Here is a 16,169-nt window from a genome sequence, read left to right on the forward strand (position 1 = left end):
CTTCAAGTGCAGCTGGAGATCCGGCCCGACCCCGCGGAGGTGGGGCGCGCGAGGAAGTGGGCGCGCTCGCGGCTCGACGGGCTGGGCATAGCGGCCGACGAGCCGGTGGCCGAGACGCTGGTCCTGCTCATCTCCGAACTGGTGACCAACGCCGTGGTGCACACCGGCCGTCCGGCGGTCCTGCGGCTCTCCCTGCCGGGCACGCGGGCAGCGGCCGCCCCCTCGCCCACGGTGCGGGTGGAGGTGACCGACACCTGCTCCCGCGCCCCCGTGCCGCGCTGCGCCGGCAGTGACGCCACCGGCGGCCGGGGCCTCGCCCTGGTCGACTGCCTCGCCGACCGCTGGGGCTGGAGCCGCGAGGGCGCCGGCAAGAGCATCTGGTGCGAGGTGGACGGCGGCGCGCGCCGCGAGGGGGACGCGGCGGTGGCGTACGACGGCGGTCCGTCCGCGTACGAGGACTTCGCCTTCGAAGCGGTCTGACTCCAGGGGTGTCGCGGTGCGCCGGGGGATGCCTCCGTGCGCGGGCGTCGTGAATCGGCCGCGTGTCCTGAACCAGCACCCCGGCATTGACGATCCGTGCCCGGCTGAACACGCTGGTGTGCGTCGATTCGCCGCGAGGGGACGGCGAGGGCCGGGCGGCGGCCATAGGTCCTCACCGGGAGCGGGTCGCACCGGAGGGCGGCGCGGGCATGCGGCTCAGGGGGTGACCGCGCCGCCAACCGGACTGTTCTCACCACGGATTGTCCAGAGAACCCCCGCTCTCTCCACAGCCTGTGGATAATTTCCCGGATATCAGCTCCGCTTGCGTGCACCGGCAGCCACAGATGGTCGATCTCGGGTGAAAAGAAGCAGCTCGAGCCGGATACGCCGCCCGTGCGCACTTCGGCGACGCCGCCGTGTAGCACCTCGTTCGGTGATTATTGATGCCAACCCGGCGAAGCCGGCGATGGCGCGGGAGTTCGGCGACCGACTTCGTAGCGGCGGACGGGATGCGGGAGATGCTGCCGACGGGGCCGACCACGTCGTCGAGGGCGTCGGACGGGGGGACTTGCTCCGGGCGGCCGTCGCCCCCCGACCGGCACGGCCAGGCGATCCCCCTCGGCGCGCCCCGGCTGTCGCGCGAACGGACGCGGAGTCGGGGCGGGTGCGGGCGAAGCTCCTTACGGCGCGCCGCGGAGATGCCGAAGCAGTGTCTCGAAGGAGGTCCAGCCTTCTGCCGACTCGCCGTCGCCCAGTGAGTAGTAGTAGCCGGGTCTGACCTTGGCGCCGAGCCGTAGGGGGGCGGTGGGGAGCGGCGGCCGGGCGGCGGCGTCCGCGCCGGCCTCGGCGATCTCGGCGGGGCCCAGGGCGTAGCCGAACGGGATGGGTGGCCGTTCGAAGCGTGGCGGCACGGTGAGGTCCGCTCGGGCCTCGCGCATGCGCGCGAGGAGGGTGCGCAGGCCGTACCGCGTGGTGAGTTCGGCGGCCAGGTTCCCGACGGCGGACACCGGCGGCTTGTCGCCGTCGCGGAAGCCGACGGCGAGGGTGACGTCCTCCTCGACTCCGTCCGGCGTGCGCAGCACGCGCAGGGTGGCGAGGGCGGGTCGATCGGCGGAGCCGACGACGACGGTCCAGGTCGGCCGCGGCGCTCGCTCGTACGCCAGATCGGTGAGGCTGCGCCGCGACCACGGCAGGTTGGCCGGTTCGGCGGTGCCCCAGCCCGTGGGGAGTTCGCCGGTGAGGGCCTGCCAGGCGATTTCCAGGGCACCACCGAGGACCAGGCGGGCGTCGGGCTGGTGAACCGTGCGGAAGCCGAGGAGGAGCTGGCGCTCCCCGGTGCGGGTGACGTCCACGAAGGTGGGAGCGACCGGTGTCTCGCCGTGGGCGTCCTTGGCGGTTTCGAAGGCGCCGTCTCGCCAGCGCAGGACGGCACCGGAACAGCCGTCGTAGTAGCCGCAGTCGGGGTCCTGGACGACCCAGCGTGTGGGCGGACCGGTGAGCACCGTGCTGGTGGGCAAGGAGAGCCGACAGTGGCGCGGTGTGACGATCTGGAGGGCGCGTTCGCTGGCGAGGGTGGCGCTTAGGGCCTCCGAGAGCCAGCTGGTCATGCCGATGACGGGCCGGTCCTGGAGGACCACGGCGACTTTCTCGGTGAGCACGTCGACGGCGGGCTGTGCGGCGGCGGGAGTGGGGACGGCCGTGATCCCGGACGTGTCGACGGGGTGAGCCGGGTCGTCGGCGCCAGGTGCGTTCGGCGGCCAGACGGTGCCGCCGAGCAAGGTCGTGAGGCGCGCTGCGAAGACCCCCGCGAGCCGTTCGGCCCCGGGCACCGCGGTCGAGGCGCGGGCCTCGGTCCACCACCTCGGCTTGTTGTCGGCGCGTGTGGTGCCGAGCAGCCGCTGCGCTTCTTCCGGGACATGGAGCAGCAGCGGGGCCTCGATCGAGACGAGGGGGCGGCCCTCGACGTCGCAGAGCTGGACGACCGCGCCTTCGGCTGCGGACCGGACATGGAGGTCGGGGCCCCCGGCGAGGAGACCGGCCAGGACGCTCCACGGGTCCGGCATGCGGTCGGTCAGCGCGATCACGTCTTTAGTCATGCGTTGTCCCCGCCGTGGTTCTCATGGTCGATCGTTGGTTCTTCGGCGAGCGCCGCCCGGATGGGGCCCGCTGAACGGTGCTGCCCCCTACTTGCCTTCGACTCAGCTCCGTTCACGTTACGGAGCCGCCACGATGTTGAGATTAATTCGCCTCCCGGTCCACATCGTCCAGCATCGCCGGGTCGAGCTCCACAATGGGTTCCGGCGCGAGATTGTCCTGCCACGTACGCAGCGGCACACGCCGCAACTCGAAGTCGGCCACTCCGTTCTCGACGAAGAACACACCGCCGCGCTCGTACAGCACAACGAGCGGCTCGTAGGGATCCGGCAGTCCCAGGGAGCCTCACCTCGGTGGATTCACGTAGTTCGGCCCAGTGAACGGCCGCGCCGGCACATGCGGCGGGCGATGAATTCCGGAACATTTTCGCTGGCGAACTCATCCAATCGCTCGATCAACCCGGGGTCGGCACGTGTCGAGGGGTCGATGCGTTCCGCGATATCGAAGAAGGGCCAGCGTTCGCTGCCGCCCAGGTATTCAACCCATAGGGCAGCGCGCCGAAGAAATGCGCGCATCAACAGGGTACGGGATGCGGCATTCCTGTCTCCTGTGGCGTAGTCGGCCCATTTGATGGCGGTCAACCGATCGGCCATCAACTCCGCCGAACCTGTTCGCGGCACATGTTCAGTCATTTTTTCTGAGTGAACGGAGTTACTTCCGCTTTCGGGCTTGGAAAGCTTCCAATTCGTCTGTAAGGGTCATGAGACGCACCTGCTCTACAGTTGGAACTACGTAACCCAAGGATTCGGCCTTGGCTCGGAAATCCTCCGGGAGTACGACATGATGCCTGGAAACGTAGAACCAGAGATCACCGCGCCATACCCACTCCCCGTCCGTGAACAACGACCCACCGCCCATGATGTCTTCGCCCGACCCGAGCACGTCGTCGACCACGCCCATGGAGGCGAAGAGCGTATGCCCACTGCGGAGGTAGGAGGCGATTTCGCTCTCGTTCGGCTGCGGTGTGCCCGCCACAAACGACCGGATGCTGCTGGTTGCCTCCGGGCACGACGGCCAAAGCTCGCTGTAGAAGCCGAGGACCTTCATCTTGACGCTTCCCTTCAACTACTAATTGGCGCTGGGGAGGAAGGTCCTCCAGTAACCACCATTCTGCACCTTCGGTTCTTGCCCCCTCGGCCGTGAGGGGTAGATTCCCACTTCATTCGTCGGGGCCATGACCGGAACGCCCAGTTCGTTCGCCAGCTGCTGTGCTGCAGGGATATCTGTTATGTCGTCGCGAACCCGACCTGTATGACAAGAGATAAGCCTGATGGGTTCTCCTTCATAACTAGGATTGTTCCTGATGGCCTCGACTATGTGGCTGGGATGCACTTCGCCTGGCGGGAAATCGACTCCAGCAGCATTCTTCCTGCCGGGCATGAAGAAGCCCCTGTCATTTCCGTGAACGATCACATCGTGATAGCCGTCGAGTCGAATTGTGAAATCCCGATTCAGTTGAGTCAAGCTGTCGTAGCCCACTGTAGTCAAGCGTGGCTGGTAATAGACGTGGTCACCAGTCGCGAGCACGACATCACCGTGCTCCTTTGGGGGAGCGGGGAGCCGGGATTCCGGCGCGTCTGGCGGGACGTAATCCGAGCGCATGGTGTGCGCGGGATCCGGCACGTGTTCCACCGCTCCGTGATCAGCTTCCCTGGTGGCGGAATGATCAACGTTGCCATGGCTGCCGTGATCGGCATCGTGCTCTTCCCCGTCGATTCCATCGCGGTCATGGCCGTGATCCGGGGCTTCGGGACGCCCAGTGTCGCCGTCGGTGCCGCCACCCGAGCGATCCGCCGGTGCTTCGTGAGCGCTACCCGGCGCCACGTTGCGGCCTTCGCCGGCCCTGCTGTTGACGGGCGGCGCAGCATGCTGTTCGCCACCGCCAACGTGCGCCGGGAGAGGGCGATCGGTATGGACCGGCACGTCCGACGCCGAGGACGTATGCGCCCGTGGCTCAACTCCACGGCGCGCCAGACGGTCCGCGGCCGAGGACTCGACCGGGATCGGGTTCTGGTGAGGGTTGCCCTCCGGGGAGGTCATGGTGCCGTTCTCGTGGAGGATCGAGCCGTCCGGGTAGCGGACCGACTTGTCCGAGACGGTGACGGGGGTGTGCGGATCGGCGCCGTGGAGGAAGTCACCGGCGGCACCGGAGTGGAGTTTCCTCAGGCTCGCCATCATGTCGCCGACCTTGAGCCTGGCGAAGCCCGCGCCCTTGCCGACGTAGGTCATCGGGTCCACGAGTCGGCCCGTCTTGCCGAAGGCGTCGGCGACCTTGGCGATGCGGCTGACCGAGGAGGCGGCCTCGCCCGCCTCGCCGGTCTTGGCGGCCAGGGAACCGGCCTTGCCGAGCTTGAGGGCGGACCCGGCGCCCAGGGTGAGGACGTTGAAGACCACGGTGCCGCCCGCGCGGGCGGGGTTCGTTCCCCATTCGTCGTAGGCGACGAGAGACTTGCCGAAGTCGCGCAGCGCCTTCTTCTGGCGGTCGGTATCGCTGTGGTCGGTCGGCCCGAACATCTTGTCCATGGCCCAGTCGTAGGGCGTCATGATGTACGCGCTGACACCGCCGAAGACGTCCCCGATGCCCTTCCACGTCTTCGTGAAGGTGTCCCAGTCGAAGACATTGACCATGTGGCCGAGACCCTTGATGGTGCCCCAGACGCCATCGACGAAGAAGCCTTTGAGGGCACCGCCCACGTTGTGCTTCGTCCAGTGCCAGGCGGCGGCCAGGCCGGTGTACTCCCGCTCATCGACCTTGCCCCAGGGCGTGTCGTCGGCCTTGGCCGCATCCTCGGCCTTGAAGCCGTACATGCCCTTCTTGTGCGAGCCGTCATCGGCGATCCAACGTGTGCCGCCGACCTGCCCGTCGATCTTCGTCGCGGTCGTGCGCTCGAGTTCCTGAAACTCGCCCCAGACACGGCCGATCTCGTGGACCAGGTGCGTGTTCTTGTCGATGCTCTTCTGGTCTTTCCGCCAGTCGTGGTCGCTCTCGACCGACGTGCGGAAGGCGGCCGCCTCGCTCCTGAGCTGCTCCATCCGCTGGACGAGCGGCCGGGCGTCCTTGGCGAAGGCCGACAGGGCGCCGCTGACCGTCTCCAGCTTCGTGGCGAAGGCGTCGGCCTTGTCCCGGACCGGGACGGTGGTGTGGAAGAGCTGGTCGGCTTCCGGGGCCGTGTAGCAGGACACCAGGCCCTGGAAGTCATTGTGGACGTCCCGGCCGGTGTCGCGGATACCGGACGCGGCCTTCTTCAGCGTGGCGGCGTCCTTCTCCAACTGGTCGAGATCACCGCTGAATTCCGGGATCTCGCTCAGGTCGCCGATCACTTGTGCTTACCCCGTTCAGCCTTGGCCGGAGGGAGCTTAGGGTCAGGAATGGCGTCGTGCTGGGCGTTGGCCGCCATCTTCAGGTCACCGGTGACGTACTCCTCGGTGGCCTTCGCCGCGCCGCCGATCGATGCGGCGGCACGCGCGGGGAGATAGCGCAGATCGTTGAACGTCTTGTCCGCGAACTCCTCCAGCGCTGCGGCGACGGGGCCCGGCGTGCCGCTCTTGGGCTCGACTCCGGGGACCATCGTGCCGGCCGACTTGGCGGCGCTCGCCAAGCCATCGCTGTAGGACGTGAATTCGCCCTCGAACTTTCCCGCCGTGTCCATGGCCTTGCCGAGGACGCCACGGACGGATTCCACGTCGATGTCCCACTTGGACACGGATGCCCCCCCATGTTGCGTGTGCCGACGGTCGACGCCGGACGCCGCCGATCATGGCACTCCGCTTCGAACGGACCTGATATGTCGGCTAAGTTCCTCCCGGGAAGCATAAGGCGATCAGCTGGGTGACGGCGAACCTGTTACGGGACCGTGCAGCTTGTTGCCAGTTCGGAGCGTTACCGCAGGGCAATGCGGACGCGGCCGTCAGACGTCCACGGCGAGTGACCGGAACGTCCGGCGGTAGGAGGTCGGGGTCACGCCCAGGGACTGTTGCATGTGCTGGCGCATCGACTGGGCCGTGCCGAAGCCGGAGGATCGGGCGACCTGGTCCATGGAGAGGTCGGTGGTCTCCAGCAACTGGCGGGCGCGGTCGATCCGTTGGCGGGTGAGCCACTGTCCGGGGCTGACGCCGGCCTCCTCGCGGAAGCGGCGGGTGAAGGTGCGTACCGACATGGCCTCCCGCTCGGCCAGGTCGCGCAGCTGGATCGGCTCGTGCAGCCGCTCCAGCGCCCACGCGCGGGCGCCGCTGGTGGTGGCGAGCTGGGGATCGGGCACCGGGCGCTCTATGTACTGGGCCTGCCCGCCGTCGCGGTGCGGCGGGACGACCATCCGCCGGGCCACGTCGTTGGCGACCGCCGTGCCGAAGTCGCGGCGGACCATGTGCAGACACAGGTCGATCCCGGCGGCCACCCCGGCGGAGGTCAGCACGTCCCCGTCGTCGATGAACAGCACGTCCGCGTCCAACTCGACCTGCGGGAACAGCCGCTGGAAGTGGTCCGCCTCGGCCCAGTGCGTGGTCGCCGGGCGGCCGTCCAGGCGTCCGGCGGCGGCGAGGACGTACACGCCGGTGCAGATGGAGGCGAGCCGGGTGCCGGGCCGGACCAGGGCCAGCGCGGCGGCCAGTTCCCCGGTCAGCCGGCCCTCCTCGAAGACCGGGCCCAGCTCGTACGACGCCGGGACGATCACCGTGTCGGCGCGGGCCAGCACCTCCGGGCCGTTCGGCACGTGGATGGCGAAGTCGGCGTCCGTCTCGACCGGGCCCGGCGGCCGTACCGAGCAGGTGAGGACCTCGTACAGGGGGCGGCCGTGCGCGTCCTTCGGGCGGCCGAACACGCGGTGCGGGATGCCCAGTTCGAAGGGGAGCAGGCCGTCGAGGGCGAGGACGGCGACCCGGTGCGGGCGGAACTCCCCGGCGGTGTCCGCCACCCCGTCGGCACGATCGGTACGCATGGCCCGATCCTAGCGAAGGCTGTCCTTCGGGCCACTCGATGCGCGGGAAGGAAATCCGGACGCTGGACGACGTGACTCAGACAAACCCCGCCCCCGCCCGTACCGCCGCCCCGCCCGGTCCGCGCCCCCGTACCCGCCCGCACCGCGCCTGGTTCGTCGCGGCCGTCACCTTCGTCACGATCACCGGCGCGGCCGCCTTCCGTTCCCTGCCCGGCCTGCTGATCGACCCGCTGCACCAGGAGTTCGGCTGGTCGCACGGCACGATCGGCGCGGCCGTCTCCCTCAACCTCGCGCTCTACGGCGTGACCGCGCCGTTCGCCGCCGCGCTGATGGACCGCTTCGGCATCCGGCGGGTGGTCGCGGTGGCGCTGACCGTGATCGCGGCCGGCTCCGGGCTGACCGTGTGGATGACGGCGGCGTGGCAACTGTGGCTGTGCTGGGGGCTGATGGTCGGGCTCGGCAGCGGCGCGATGGCGCTGGCCTTCGCGGCGACGGTCACCAACCGCTGGTTCACCACCCGGCGCGGTCTGGTCACCGGCATCCTGACCGCCGCGTCCGCCTCCGGCCAGCTGGTCTTCCTGCCGCTGCTGTCCTGGATGGTCGAACACCACGGCTGGCGGCCCGCCGCCGTGACCGTCGCCCTCGCCGCCCTGGCCGTGGTCCCCTTCGTCTGGCTGCTCCTGCACGACCATCCGGCGGACGTGGGGCAGAACCCGTACGGGTCAGCGGAGTTCCTGCCGAAGCCGCCCCCGGCGACGGGCGCCGCCCGGCGCACCCTCACGGTCCTGGCCACCGCCGTGCGCACCGGCACCTTCTGGCTCCTCGCCGGCACCTTCGCGATCTGCGGCGCCACCACCAACGGCCTGGTCCAGACCCACTTCGTGCCCGCCGAGCACGACCACGGCATGCCGGTGACGACCGCGGCCTCGCTGCTCGCGGTGGTCGGGGTGTTCGACGTCGTCGGCACGATCGCCTCCGGCTGGTTCACCGACCGCTTCGAATCCCGCCGCCTGCTGGCGCTCTACTACGCCCTGCGCGGCCTGTCCCTGGTCTTCCTGCCGATGCTGCTGGCGCCCTCGGTCCACCCGCCGATGCTGTTCTTCATCGTCTTCTACGGCCTCGACTGGGTGGCCACCGTCCCGCCCACCCTCGCCCTGTGCCGTGAGCAGTTCGGCGAGGACAGCGCGATCGTCTTCGGCTGGGTGCTCGCCTCCCACCAGATCGGTGCCGCCCTCATCGCCTATCTCGCCGGCCTCGCCCGCGACGTCTTCGGCTCCTACGACCTCGTCTGGTACGCCTCGGGCACGCTGTGCGCGGCGGCGGCGCTGATGTCCCTGGTGATCCGCAGGGTGCGCGCACCCGAGCCGGTCCCCAGCACCGGCTGACCCGCGCGGTGTCAACGGTGGCGCCCCGCGCGGGCCGCCACCGCCTTCGCGATCCGCCCCGCGTCCCGCGCCAGTTCGCGCAGCATCCCGCTGATCGGGTTGGTGTACCCGGTGAAGTACAGGCCGGGGGCCGCCTTCGGGGTCCGGCCGCCCCGTACGACCGGTTTCCCGTCCGCGCCGAGGACGTCCAGGTGCCCGACCAGCCCTTCGAGTCCCCGCGCGTATCCCGTCGCCGCGATCACCGCGTCCGGCTCGATCCGGGAGCCGTCCGCCAGGACCACCTTCCCCGCCTCGAACGACTCCACGGCCGCCACGACCTCCACCTTCCCGCGCCGCACCGCGTCCAGCAGGCCCACGTCCTGCACCGGGATCGCGCCCTGCTTCACCCTGCTGTACAGGCCGGTGCGGGGCCGGGGGAGGCCCTGCGCGGACAGGTCGGGCAGGAACAGCCTGGCCTGCTGCCGGGAGAGCTGGTCCACGAGGCGCACCGGCAGCCGCCGTACCAGCACGCCCGTGTACTGCGCGGGCCAGCCCAGGGTGGAGCGGCGCACGATGTGCGGGACGGTGCGCACCGCGAGGCGGACCCGCGCGGCCCCGCCCTCCACCAGGTCCACGGCTATCTCGGCACCGGTGTTGCCGGCCCCCACCACCAGCACGTCCCGCCCGGCGTACGGTCCCGCGTTGCGATAGGTGCCGGCGTGCAGCAACTCGCCGTCGTACGACTCCCGCCCCGGCCAGCCGGGGATGCGTGGGGTGTGGTTGTAGCCGGTGGCGACGACCACGGCGCTCCCGGTCAGCTCGCGGCCACCGGACGCGCGCAGCAGCCAGCCGGTGCCGTCCGGGGCGGGCTCGACGCGGTGCACCTCGACGCCGGTGACGATCTCCAGCTCATGGTGTTCGGCGTACTTCTCCAGGTAGCGCACCATGTCGTCGCGCGCGACCCAGCGGCCGAACCGGCGCGGGATCTTCAGGCCGGGCAGGGCGGACAGCCGGCGGGTGGTGTGCAGACGGAGCCGGTCGTAGTGGCGCCGCCAGGACGCGCCGACCGCGTCGGACTTTTCCAGCACCACCGCCCGTATGCCGCGCGCCCGCAGCGCGTACGCGGCGGCGAGACCGCCCGGACCCGCGCCGATGATGTACACCGGGTGCCCGGCGGGGGTCGGTGAGGGGTGCGTGGGGGTGGGGCGGGAGACGGCCATGAGCGGGAGCGTAATCATCCACCCGCTTGATGGGTCTCGGTCAAGACCGGAATTGGTTCCGGATTGATCACGGATGTGCCGGGTGTGTACGTGGATGGTGAGTCGAGGGGGTGGAAGAGGCGCTGACGGCGGGGATGCGGGTGGTGGCCGCGGACGGTAAACCGGTTTCCCGGACGGGGAGTCGAGCCCGACCATGAGTCCATGAGCCCCGAGTCCTGGCAACTGACCGACGACCTCGACGACTTCCTCGTCCGCGCGGGCGGCTTCCTGCGGTCCCGCCCGGCGGCGCACACCGTGCCGCTGACGGTGACCGACACCCTCCGCCGGCACGGACCGCACTACTACGGCCCCGAAGCGCCCCTGTTCGGCACCCTCGCGGCGGCGGACGGCACGGTGACCGCGACCGTGCTCCACACGCCGCCGTTCGCCCTCTCCCTCACCGCAGTCACGGCACCGGGGGCCGACGCGCTCGCCGATCGACTGGCCGAGCTGAGACCCGCGTTCACGGAGGTGGTCGCCGAGCGGGGGGCGGCGGAGCTGTTCGCGGCGGCCTGGCAGCGGCGGACCGGCCGGGAGGCGACCGTGCGCCGCCGTCAACGCCTCTACCGGCTCGACGAGTTGACCCCGCCCCGGCCCGCGCCCGACGGCCGCCCGAGGGTCGCCGGACCGGCCGACCGGGCGCTGCTGGCCCGCTGGTTCGGGGAGTTCGGGCAAGCCGTGGGCGAGAGCGCGGTGCGGGACACGGGGGCGTGGGCGGACGCCCGTATCTCCTACGGCGGCGTCACCCTGTGGGAGGCCGCCGACGGCACGCCCCTCGCCATGGCGGGGGCGACCAAGGAGATCGCGGGGCAGGTGCGGGTCGCCCCCGTGTACACCCCGGCGGAGTTGCGGGGACGTGGATACGCCGGAGCGGTCACCGCCGAGGTGAGCCGGGCCGCGCGGGCCGCCGGGGCGGAGGAGGTACTCCTCTTCGCGGACCTGGCGAACCCCACGAGCAACGCCCTTTACCAGCGGCTCGGTTACCGGGAGGTCGCGGACTTCGCGGTGTGGGCCTTCGGGGACTGACCTACCTCACGCCTCACGGCCACAGCAGCCCCCTGCTCCACCCGAACCCCGTGCTGCGGTACTCCAGCCGGACATGGGCGCGGTCGGGGGCGCCCTGGAAGAACTCGACCGTGTCGGGGCGCAGCCGGTAGAGGGTCCAGGTGGGGGCGGGCAGGGAGGGGTTCTCGCGGGCCTCGGCCCAGGCGGCTGCCGAGGCTTGGCGCAGCTCGTCCAGTGCGGCAAGGTCCTCGCTCTGGTGCCCGGTCAGCGCCGCTGCGAGGGCACCCGTGGAGCGCGCGTGCAGATCCGCCTGGCTCTCCTCCGGCGGCGCCGCCGTGACCGGCCCGCGCACCCGCACCTGACGGCCCAGCACCGGCCAGTAGAAGGTCAGGGCGGCGTACGGACGGGCGTCGAGCGCCCGGCCCTTGCGGCTCGTGGCGTGGGTGGCGAAGGACCAGCCGCCGGGGTCGGCGCCGTGCAGCATCACGATCCGGGCGTCCGGCCGTCCCTGCTCGTCCACCGTGGCCAGCGTCATCGTGTGCGGCTCCGGCTGCCCGGCGTCCACCGCCTCCCCGAACCAGCTCGTGAACAGCGGCAACGGGGTCGGCGGGGCCGTCTCCGGGTCGAACGGCGGCAACCGGGTCACCTCGGGCGACCAGACGCGCTGGGTCCGGAGCAGGGCGTGGAGATCGTTCTGTGCCATGGGGCCGAGTATCCAGGCCCGCGCCGGCCGGCCCGCCCCCGGCCCGCCACCCCCTCTCACCCGTTCGGGCCGCCCGCCGGCGCACGGGAGGGCATCCGGATGCGCGGGTGCCCGGTTCCGCCCAGGCTGGGAGCGGGGCCGGCGGGAGCGGGGCTGACGGGAGCGAGGGCGAGCGATGATCGTCACGGTGGTGGCCATGCCGCAGGGCACCATCGTGCGCACCGACCTGGCGGAGGCCCGCCGCAGGCTCGCCGCCACCCGCTATCTCCTGGTGGACGTGGAACTGCCGGAGGCGGGGGAAGGGGGCGCGGGGGAGGAGGGCGAGAGCGCAGAGGGCGCGGGGGAGGAGGACGAGCCGCTGGCCCGGCGGCTCGGGCTCGGCGGCGCGGACCTGGACTGGTTCGGGCGCCCCGGCGAGCCCGCCCGCGCCGACTTCCTCGGCGACATGGTCGGCCTGGTCGTCCCCGTCGTCCAGGGCGAGCGCATCGTCCACGCCCACGCCGTGGCCGGCGACCGCTATCTGGTCACCGCGCACCGGGGCCCCGCGTTCCTCGCGCCCGAGATCACCGCGCACGTACGGCGGGAACGGCCCCCCGACGCCGTGGCCCTCCTCTTCCTGGTGCTCCACTCCGCCCTGGCCACCTTCCGCCGGGCCGCGGTGGCCGCGCTGCTGGAGGTGGAGGAGCTGGAGGACGACATGTTCCAGCAGCGGCGCCCCGAGCAGGTCTACCGGCTGTCCCGGCTGCGCCGCCGCTCCGCCCTGCTGCACCACACGCTGCTGCCCTACCTCCAGGTGGTGGACGAGGTGATCACCCGCCGGATGCTGAGCCCCGACTTCCCGGAGGAGCGGCAGCGGCTCGCCCGCGAGTTCCAGCATGTGGCCCGCACCGTCCTCACCGACATCGAGACCCTCCAGGAGGCCGTGCGCCGGGCCTTCGGCAGCTACTCCTCCCTCGTCGCCGGCGAGCAGAACAATGTGATCAACCGGCTGGCCATCGTGTCCGTGATCTTCCTGCCGCTGTCCTTCCTGACCGGCTTCTTCGGCATGAACTTCGCCTTCCTGACGGACGAGCTGGAGAGCCGCGCGGTCTTCTGGCTGCTCGCCATCGGCCTCCAGGTGTGCGTGCTCGCCGGCGCCTTCTACGTCCTGCACCGCACCCGGATCTGGCGGCGGCTGCGGGACGAGGACTGAGGCGGGGGACCGGAGTCTTCCGGTCGGCCGAGTGGTCCTCCGGCTGGTGCGCGCCCCCGTGGCTACAGGGTCGCCAGCCGCTCCACCAGCAGGAACGCGCCGATGCCGAGCATGGCCGCGCCCGAGGTGCGGGTCACCGCGCGGGCCGCGGCCGGGCGGGCGGCGAGCAGGGCGCGGGCGAGGACGCCCACGGTGAGGTAGACGGCCGCGCAGCACGCCATGTGGAGCAGGCCGAGGGCCGCGGTCTGCGCGGGCACGGGCAGATGGGCGCCGCGCAGGGTGAGGAACTGGGGGAGGACGGAGAGGTAGAGCAGCAGGCCCTTGGGGTTCAGGCCGCTGATCGTGGCCCCGCGCAGGAAGGGGCGCCCCCCGGCCGTCCCCGCGGTGGCCCCGGCCGTGCCACCGGTGGACTCGCCGGCCTCCGGGGCGGCCGGGCGGCGCAGCACGCCCCAGCCCAGCCGGAGCAGATAGCCGGCGCCCACCACGGTCAGCGCCGTCAGCAGCCGGGGCGAGCCCGCGACGAGCACCGCGAGGCCGGCCGTCGCCAGGGCCGTGTGCAGGGCGTATCCGCAGACCAGGCCCGCCACCGCGCGCGGGACCCGGTCGCCGCGCAGGGCCGTCGCGATGACGTACGCCCAGTCGGCGCCCGGCACACACACCAGCAGCAGGTCCACGACGAGGAAGGAGAAGAGCAGTCCCGAGTCCATGAAGGGGACATTAGGCGCGATCGGCCCGAAAGTGTTCCCGGAGTTTGCGCAGGGTCCGCGCTTCTGCGCAAATATCTGCTCCATGGATGACGTGGACCGGAAAATCCTTGCCGAGCTTCAGCAGGACGGGCGGCTGACCGTGACCGAGCTGGCCGCGCGGGTGCGGCTCAGCGTCTCGCCGTGCCACCGGCGGCTGCGCGAGCTGGAACACTCCGGGGTGATCCAGGGCTACCGGGCGGTGGTGGACGCGACGGCGCTCGGGCTGAACTTCGAGGCGCTGGTCTTCGTGTCCATGCGGCAGGAGGACCGGGACACGGTGGCCGAGTTCGAGCGGGCGGTCGGCGAGCTGGAGCACGTGCTGGACGCGCAGCGGCTGTTCGGGGAGCCGGACTACCTCCTGCGGGTGGCCACGGCCGACCTCGCGGTGTTCCAGCGGCTCTACGACGAGCGGCTCGCGACGCTGCCGGGGGTGCAGCGGCTGACGTCGACGCTGGTGATGAAGCACGTCGTACGGGACCGGCCGCTTCCGGCGTGAGCGTCCTGGTGCCCCCGACAGCACGGCAGGCGGTGGCTCACCTCGGTGAACCACCGCCTGCCAGACAGGACTTGGCTGCTTCGGGGGACTCGGTGATCCCTGCGGGTGCTACTTCGACGGCTTGCGCCCCGTGACGCCCAGGTGGATCAACAGGGCCAGGTTGGGCTTGATTTCGGCCTGCTTGACGCCCCAGGAGGAGAAACCCTTCTGATGGGCGGCGACCGCGGCGAGCATGGCGACGAGGGAGCCGGCCACCGCGGCGGGGTTCACGTCCTTGTCCACCCGGCCCTTGGACTGGAGTTCCGCGATCGAGTCGGCGAGGGAGCTGTTCACCGAGTTCAGGATCTTCATGCGGATCTTGTAGAACCGTTTGTCCCCTTCGGCGGCACCGAGATCGACCACGCGCAGGATCGCGTCGTGCTTCTTCCAGAAGTCCAGGAATCCGTCGACGAGTTCCTGCGAAGTCTGCCAGCCGGACTTGCCGGCCCAGGAGCGTCCTTCGAGCAGCTCGGTCAATCCGGCGCCCTCGGCCGCCATTTGCTCGGCGATCTCCAGGACGGCGCCCTCGACGTCCGGGAAGTACTGGTAGAAGGTCGCGGGCGAAGTGCCCGCCTTCCGGGCGACATCGATGACCTTGACGTCCCGGTAGGGGGAGGAGCTGAGCATCTCGCTGAGGCAGTCGAGCAGCTTCTGCCGGGTCGCCTGCCCACGCCGACCGGCCACGCGGCCGTCGACGGTACGCACTTGTCCTGTCATGCCGTCAGCTTACCGAGGGGTGATGGGAGCGCGATTCGGCCGACTGCAAATGGGGTGCGCGGGCCCATCGAGCCTGGTGTGCCTGGTCTGCGGGCTGCGCGCCGCGCGGTTACTTTGACGACATGGCCGAAAACAGGGCATCCACGAACGAAGACCCGCACGGGGGTCGCAGCGGCGTCCCGGCGACGGGCGGAGGGGATGTCTCCGGGGGGCGGGAAGGCTCCGGCGCGCGGCCCGGCGGTGAAGAGACAGTCACACCAGCTCCCGCACCCACCGGAGAACCGTCCCCCGGGGAACCGCCCGCCGGTGAGTCGCCCACTGGCGAACCGGCCGCCCCCGCTCCCTACCCCGAAGGCACCCCCTGCTGGCTGGACGCGCAGTTGCCCGATCTCGAAGGGGGCAAGCGGTTCTACGGGGAGCTTTTCGGGTGGAGCTTCCGGGAGGGGGAGGCGGGGTCCGTGGGGGCCCGGCTGGACGGGCGGCCGGTGGCGCAGCTCGGGCGGAAGACGGACGGACGGATGCCCACCGTCTGGACCGTGTACTTCGCGACGCCGGACATCCAGACGCTCGGCCGGAGGATCACCGCGGCCGGCGGACAGCTGATCCTGCCGCCGTACCCGGTCGCGGAACTCGGCCGGGCCGCCCTCGCCGCCGATCCCGAGGGCGCGGTGTTCGGGCTCTGGCAGGCGCGCCGGCACCCCGGATTCGGGCGGCGGCACGAACCCGGCACCTTCGTCTGGGCCGAGCTGTACACCCGCGACACCACCGGCGCGAACACCTTCTACGGTGCCCTGTTCCACCACGCCCTGTTCGCCCCCGGCGCCGACCCCGACTTCGGCCGCGCCGACGTCACCGACGTCTTCCCTGCCGAGATGCCCCCGCACATCCTCGCCCACTTCCGCGTCACCGCCCTCGACGAGGCGCTCGGCACCGTACAGCGGCTCGGGGGCCGGGTGCAGGCGCCCCCGTTCGAGGCGTCGTACGGACGGGTGGCCGTCGTCACCGACAATCAAGGGGCGTCGTTCGCACTGCTGGAGCGGTAGGACATCCCGATTTGTCCCCTGGTTCGCAACCGGCCGC

The 16,169-nt window shown here is 71.1% G+C and carries 17 protein-coding genes; 6 read left to right on the forward strand and 11 right to left on the reverse strand.

The genetic code is table 11. The annotated features are described in order from the left end of the window. The first annotated feature begins 6 nt into the window (after nt 1–6). The gene (locus ACE4Q9_RS18990) at nt 7–480 is read left to right on the forward strand and encodes an ATP-binding protein (protein ID WP_397987261.1); all 474 of its coding nucleotides are present in this window, start codon (nt 7–9) and stop codon (nt 478–480) included. 680 nt (nt 481–1,160) lie between these two features. Here ACE4Q9_RS18990 and ACE4Q9_RS18995 read toward each other — a convergent pair. From ACE4Q9_RS18995 to ACE4Q9_RS19025, 7 genes are all read right to left on the reverse strand, one after another. Then, on the reverse strand, nt 1,161–2,576 hold the full coding sequence (locus ACE4Q9_RS18995) for a DUF6177 family protein (RefSeq protein WP_397985415.1): 1,416 nt from the start codon (nt 2,574–2,576) through the stop codon (nt 1,161–1,163). 142 nt (nt 2,577–2,718) lie between these two features. Beyond that, complete coding sequence (locus tag ACE4Q9_RS19000; protein WP_397985416.1) at nt 2,719–2,880, reverse strand: hypothetical protein; 162 nt, start codon at nt 2,878–2,880, stop codon at nt 2,719–2,721. A 53-nt stretch (nt 2,881–2,933) separates the two neighbouring features. Further along, nucleotides 2,934–3,266, reverse strand: coding sequence for a hypothetical protein (locus ACE4Q9_RS19005; protein WP_397985417.1), 333 nt, complete (start codon nt 3,264–3,266; stop codon nt 2,934–2,936). Nucleotides 3,267–3,285: 19 nt separating this feature from the next. Then, nucleotides 3,286–3,681, reverse strand: a complete 396-nt coding sequence (locus ACE4Q9_RS19010) for a hypothetical protein (protein ID WP_397985418.1) — start codon at nt 3,679–3,681, stop codon at nt 3,286–3,288. Between the two features lie 21 nt (nt 3,682–3,702). Beyond that, nucleotides 3,703–5,955, reverse strand: coding sequence for a hypothetical protein (locus tag ACE4Q9_RS19015; RefSeq protein ID WP_397985419.1), 2,253 nt, complete (start codon nt 5,953–5,955; stop codon nt 3,703–3,705). Then, nucleotides 5,952–6,338 (reverse strand): DUF6507 family protein, encoded by a 387-nt coding sequence (locus ACE4Q9_RS19020; RefSeq protein ID WP_397985420.1) that lies wholly within the window; start codon nt 6,336–6,338, stop codon nt 5,952–5,954. Before ACE4Q9_RS19020 ends, ACE4Q9_RS19015 begins: the two co-directional genes overlap by 4 nt. A gap of 204 nt (nt 6,339–6,542) precedes the next feature. After that, nucleotides 6,543–7,568 (reverse strand): GlxA family transcriptional regulator, encoded by a 1,026-nt coding sequence (locus tag ACE4Q9_RS19025; RefSeq protein WP_397985421.1) that lies wholly within the window; start codon nt 7,566–7,568, stop codon nt 6,543–6,545. Nucleotides 7,569–7,639: 71 nt separating this feature from the next. Between ACE4Q9_RS19025 and ACE4Q9_RS19030 the strand changes: the two genes are divergently transcribed. Beyond that, complete coding sequence (locus ACE4Q9_RS19030) at nt 7,640–8,953, forward strand: MFS transporter (protein WP_397985422.1); 1,314 nt, start codon at nt 7,640–7,642, stop codon at nt 8,951–8,953. A gap of 11 nt (nt 8,954–8,964) precedes the next feature. Here the strand turns inward: ACE4Q9_RS19030 and ACE4Q9_RS19035 are convergent, their stop codons facing one another. Beyond that, on the reverse strand, nt 8,965–10,152 hold the full coding sequence (locus ACE4Q9_RS19035) for a flavin-containing monooxygenase (protein ID WP_397985423.1): 1,188 nt from the start codon (nt 10,150–10,152) through the stop codon (nt 8,965–8,967). A gap of 201 nt (nt 10,153–10,353) precedes the next feature. Here ACE4Q9_RS19035 and ACE4Q9_RS19040 point away from each other — a divergent pair, with 201 nt between their 5' ends. Continuing rightward, nucleotides 10,354–11,217, forward strand: coding sequence for a GNAT family N-acetyltransferase (locus tag ACE4Q9_RS19040; protein ID WP_397985424.1), 864 nt, complete (start codon nt 10,354–10,356; stop codon nt 11,215–11,217). Between the two features lie 13 nt (nt 11,218–11,230). Here the strand turns inward: ACE4Q9_RS19040 and ACE4Q9_RS19045 are convergent, their stop codons facing one another. Beyond that, nucleotides 11,231–11,899, reverse strand: a complete 669-nt coding sequence (locus ACE4Q9_RS19045; protein WP_397985425.1) for a pyridoxal 5'-phosphate synthase — start codon at nt 11,897–11,899, stop codon at nt 11,231–11,233. 175 nt (nt 11,900–12,074) lie between these two features. Here ACE4Q9_RS19045 and ACE4Q9_RS19050 point away from each other — a divergent pair, with 175 nt between their 5' ends. Next, complete coding sequence (locus tag ACE4Q9_RS19050) at nt 12,075–13,091, forward strand: CorA family divalent cation transporter (protein WP_397985426.1); 1,017 nt, start codon at nt 12,075–12,077, stop codon at nt 13,089–13,091. A gap of 62 nt (nt 13,092–13,153) precedes the next feature. Here ACE4Q9_RS19050 and ACE4Q9_RS19055 read toward each other — a convergent pair whose 3' ends face one another. Next, complete coding sequence (locus ACE4Q9_RS19055) at nt 13,154–13,798, reverse strand: LysE family translocator (protein ID WP_397985427.1); 645 nt, start codon at nt 13,796–13,798, stop codon at nt 13,154–13,156. 82 nt (nt 13,799–13,880) lie between these two features. Between ACE4Q9_RS19055 and ACE4Q9_RS19060 the strand changes: the two genes are divergently transcribed. Beyond that, nucleotides 13,881–14,333, forward strand: coding sequence for an Lrp/AsnC family transcriptional regulator (locus ACE4Q9_RS19060; RefSeq protein WP_397985428.1), 453 nt, complete (start codon nt 13,881–13,883; stop codon nt 14,331–14,333). Between the two features lie 108 nt (nt 14,334–14,441). On the opposite strand, the gene ACE4Q9_RS19065 is transcribed toward ACE4Q9_RS19060, so the two are convergent. Next, on the reverse strand, nt 14,442–15,077 hold the full coding sequence (locus ACE4Q9_RS19065; RefSeq protein ID WP_397987262.1) for a TetR family transcriptional regulator: 636 nt from the start codon (nt 15,075–15,077) through the stop codon (nt 14,442–14,444). A 380-nt stretch (nt 15,078–15,457) separates the two neighbouring features. Here ACE4Q9_RS19065 and ACE4Q9_RS19070 point away from each other — a divergent pair, with 380 nt between their 5' ends. After that, nucleotides 15,458–16,132: a VOC family protein gene (locus ACE4Q9_RS19070; RefSeq protein ID WP_397987263.1), complete on the forward strand. Its 675-nt coding sequence runs from the start codon at nt 15,458–15,460 to the stop codon at nt 16,130–16,132. Nucleotides 16,133–16,169: the final 37 nt, after the last annotated feature.

Origin of the sequence: Streptomyces sp. AM6-12 (genome assembly GCF_044327085.1) — a bacterium.
Classification (GTDB): Bacteria; Actinomycetota; Actinomycetes; order Streptomycetales; family Streptomycetaceae; genus Streptomyces.

What these genes read in the sequence shown, in the direction of transcription:
- ACE4Q9_RS18995 (WP_397985415.1), bottom strand. Translation starts at nt 2,576, where the DNA reads ATGACTAAAGACGTGATCGCGCTGACCGACCGCATGCCGGACCCGTGG.
- ACE4Q9_RS19005 (WP_397985417.1), bottom strand. Translation starts at nt 3,266, where the DNA reads ATGACTGAACATGTGCCGCGAACAGGTTCGGCGGAGTTGATGGCCGAT.
- ACE4Q9_RS19010 (WP_397985418.1), bottom strand. Translation starts at nt 3,681, where the DNA reads ATGAAGGTCCTCGGCTTCTACAGCGAGCTTTGGCCGTCGTGCCCGGAG.
- ACE4Q9_RS19025 (WP_397985421.1), bottom strand. Translation starts at nt 7,568, where the DNA reads ATGCGTACCGATCGTGCCGACGGGGTGGCGGACACCGCCGGGGAGTTC.
- ACE4Q9_RS19035 (WP_397985423.1), bottom strand. Translation starts at nt 10,152, where the DNA reads ATGGCCGTCTCCCGCCCCACCCCCACGCACCCCTCACCGACCCCCGCC.
- ACE4Q9_RS19040 (WP_397985424.1), top strand. Translation starts at nt 10,354, where the DNA reads ATGAGCCCCGAGTCCTGGCAACTGACCGACGACCTCGACGACTTCCTC.
- ACE4Q9_RS19045 (WP_397985425.1), bottom strand. Translation starts at nt 11,899, where the DNA reads ATGGCACAGAACGATCTCCACGCCCTGCTCCGGACCCAGCGCGTCTGG.
- ACE4Q9_RS19050 (WP_397985426.1), top strand. Translation starts at nt 12,075, where the DNA reads ATGATCGTCACGGTGGTGGCCATGCCGCAGGGCACCATCGTGCGCACC.
- ACE4Q9_RS19055 (WP_397985427.1), bottom strand. Translation starts at nt 13,798, where the DNA reads ATGGACTCGGGACTGCTCTTCTCCTTCCTCGTCGTGGACCTGCTGCTG.
- ACE4Q9_RS19060 (WP_397985428.1), top strand. Translation starts at nt 13,881, where the DNA reads ATGGATGACGTGGACCGGAAAATCCTTGCCGAGCTTCAGCAGGACGGG.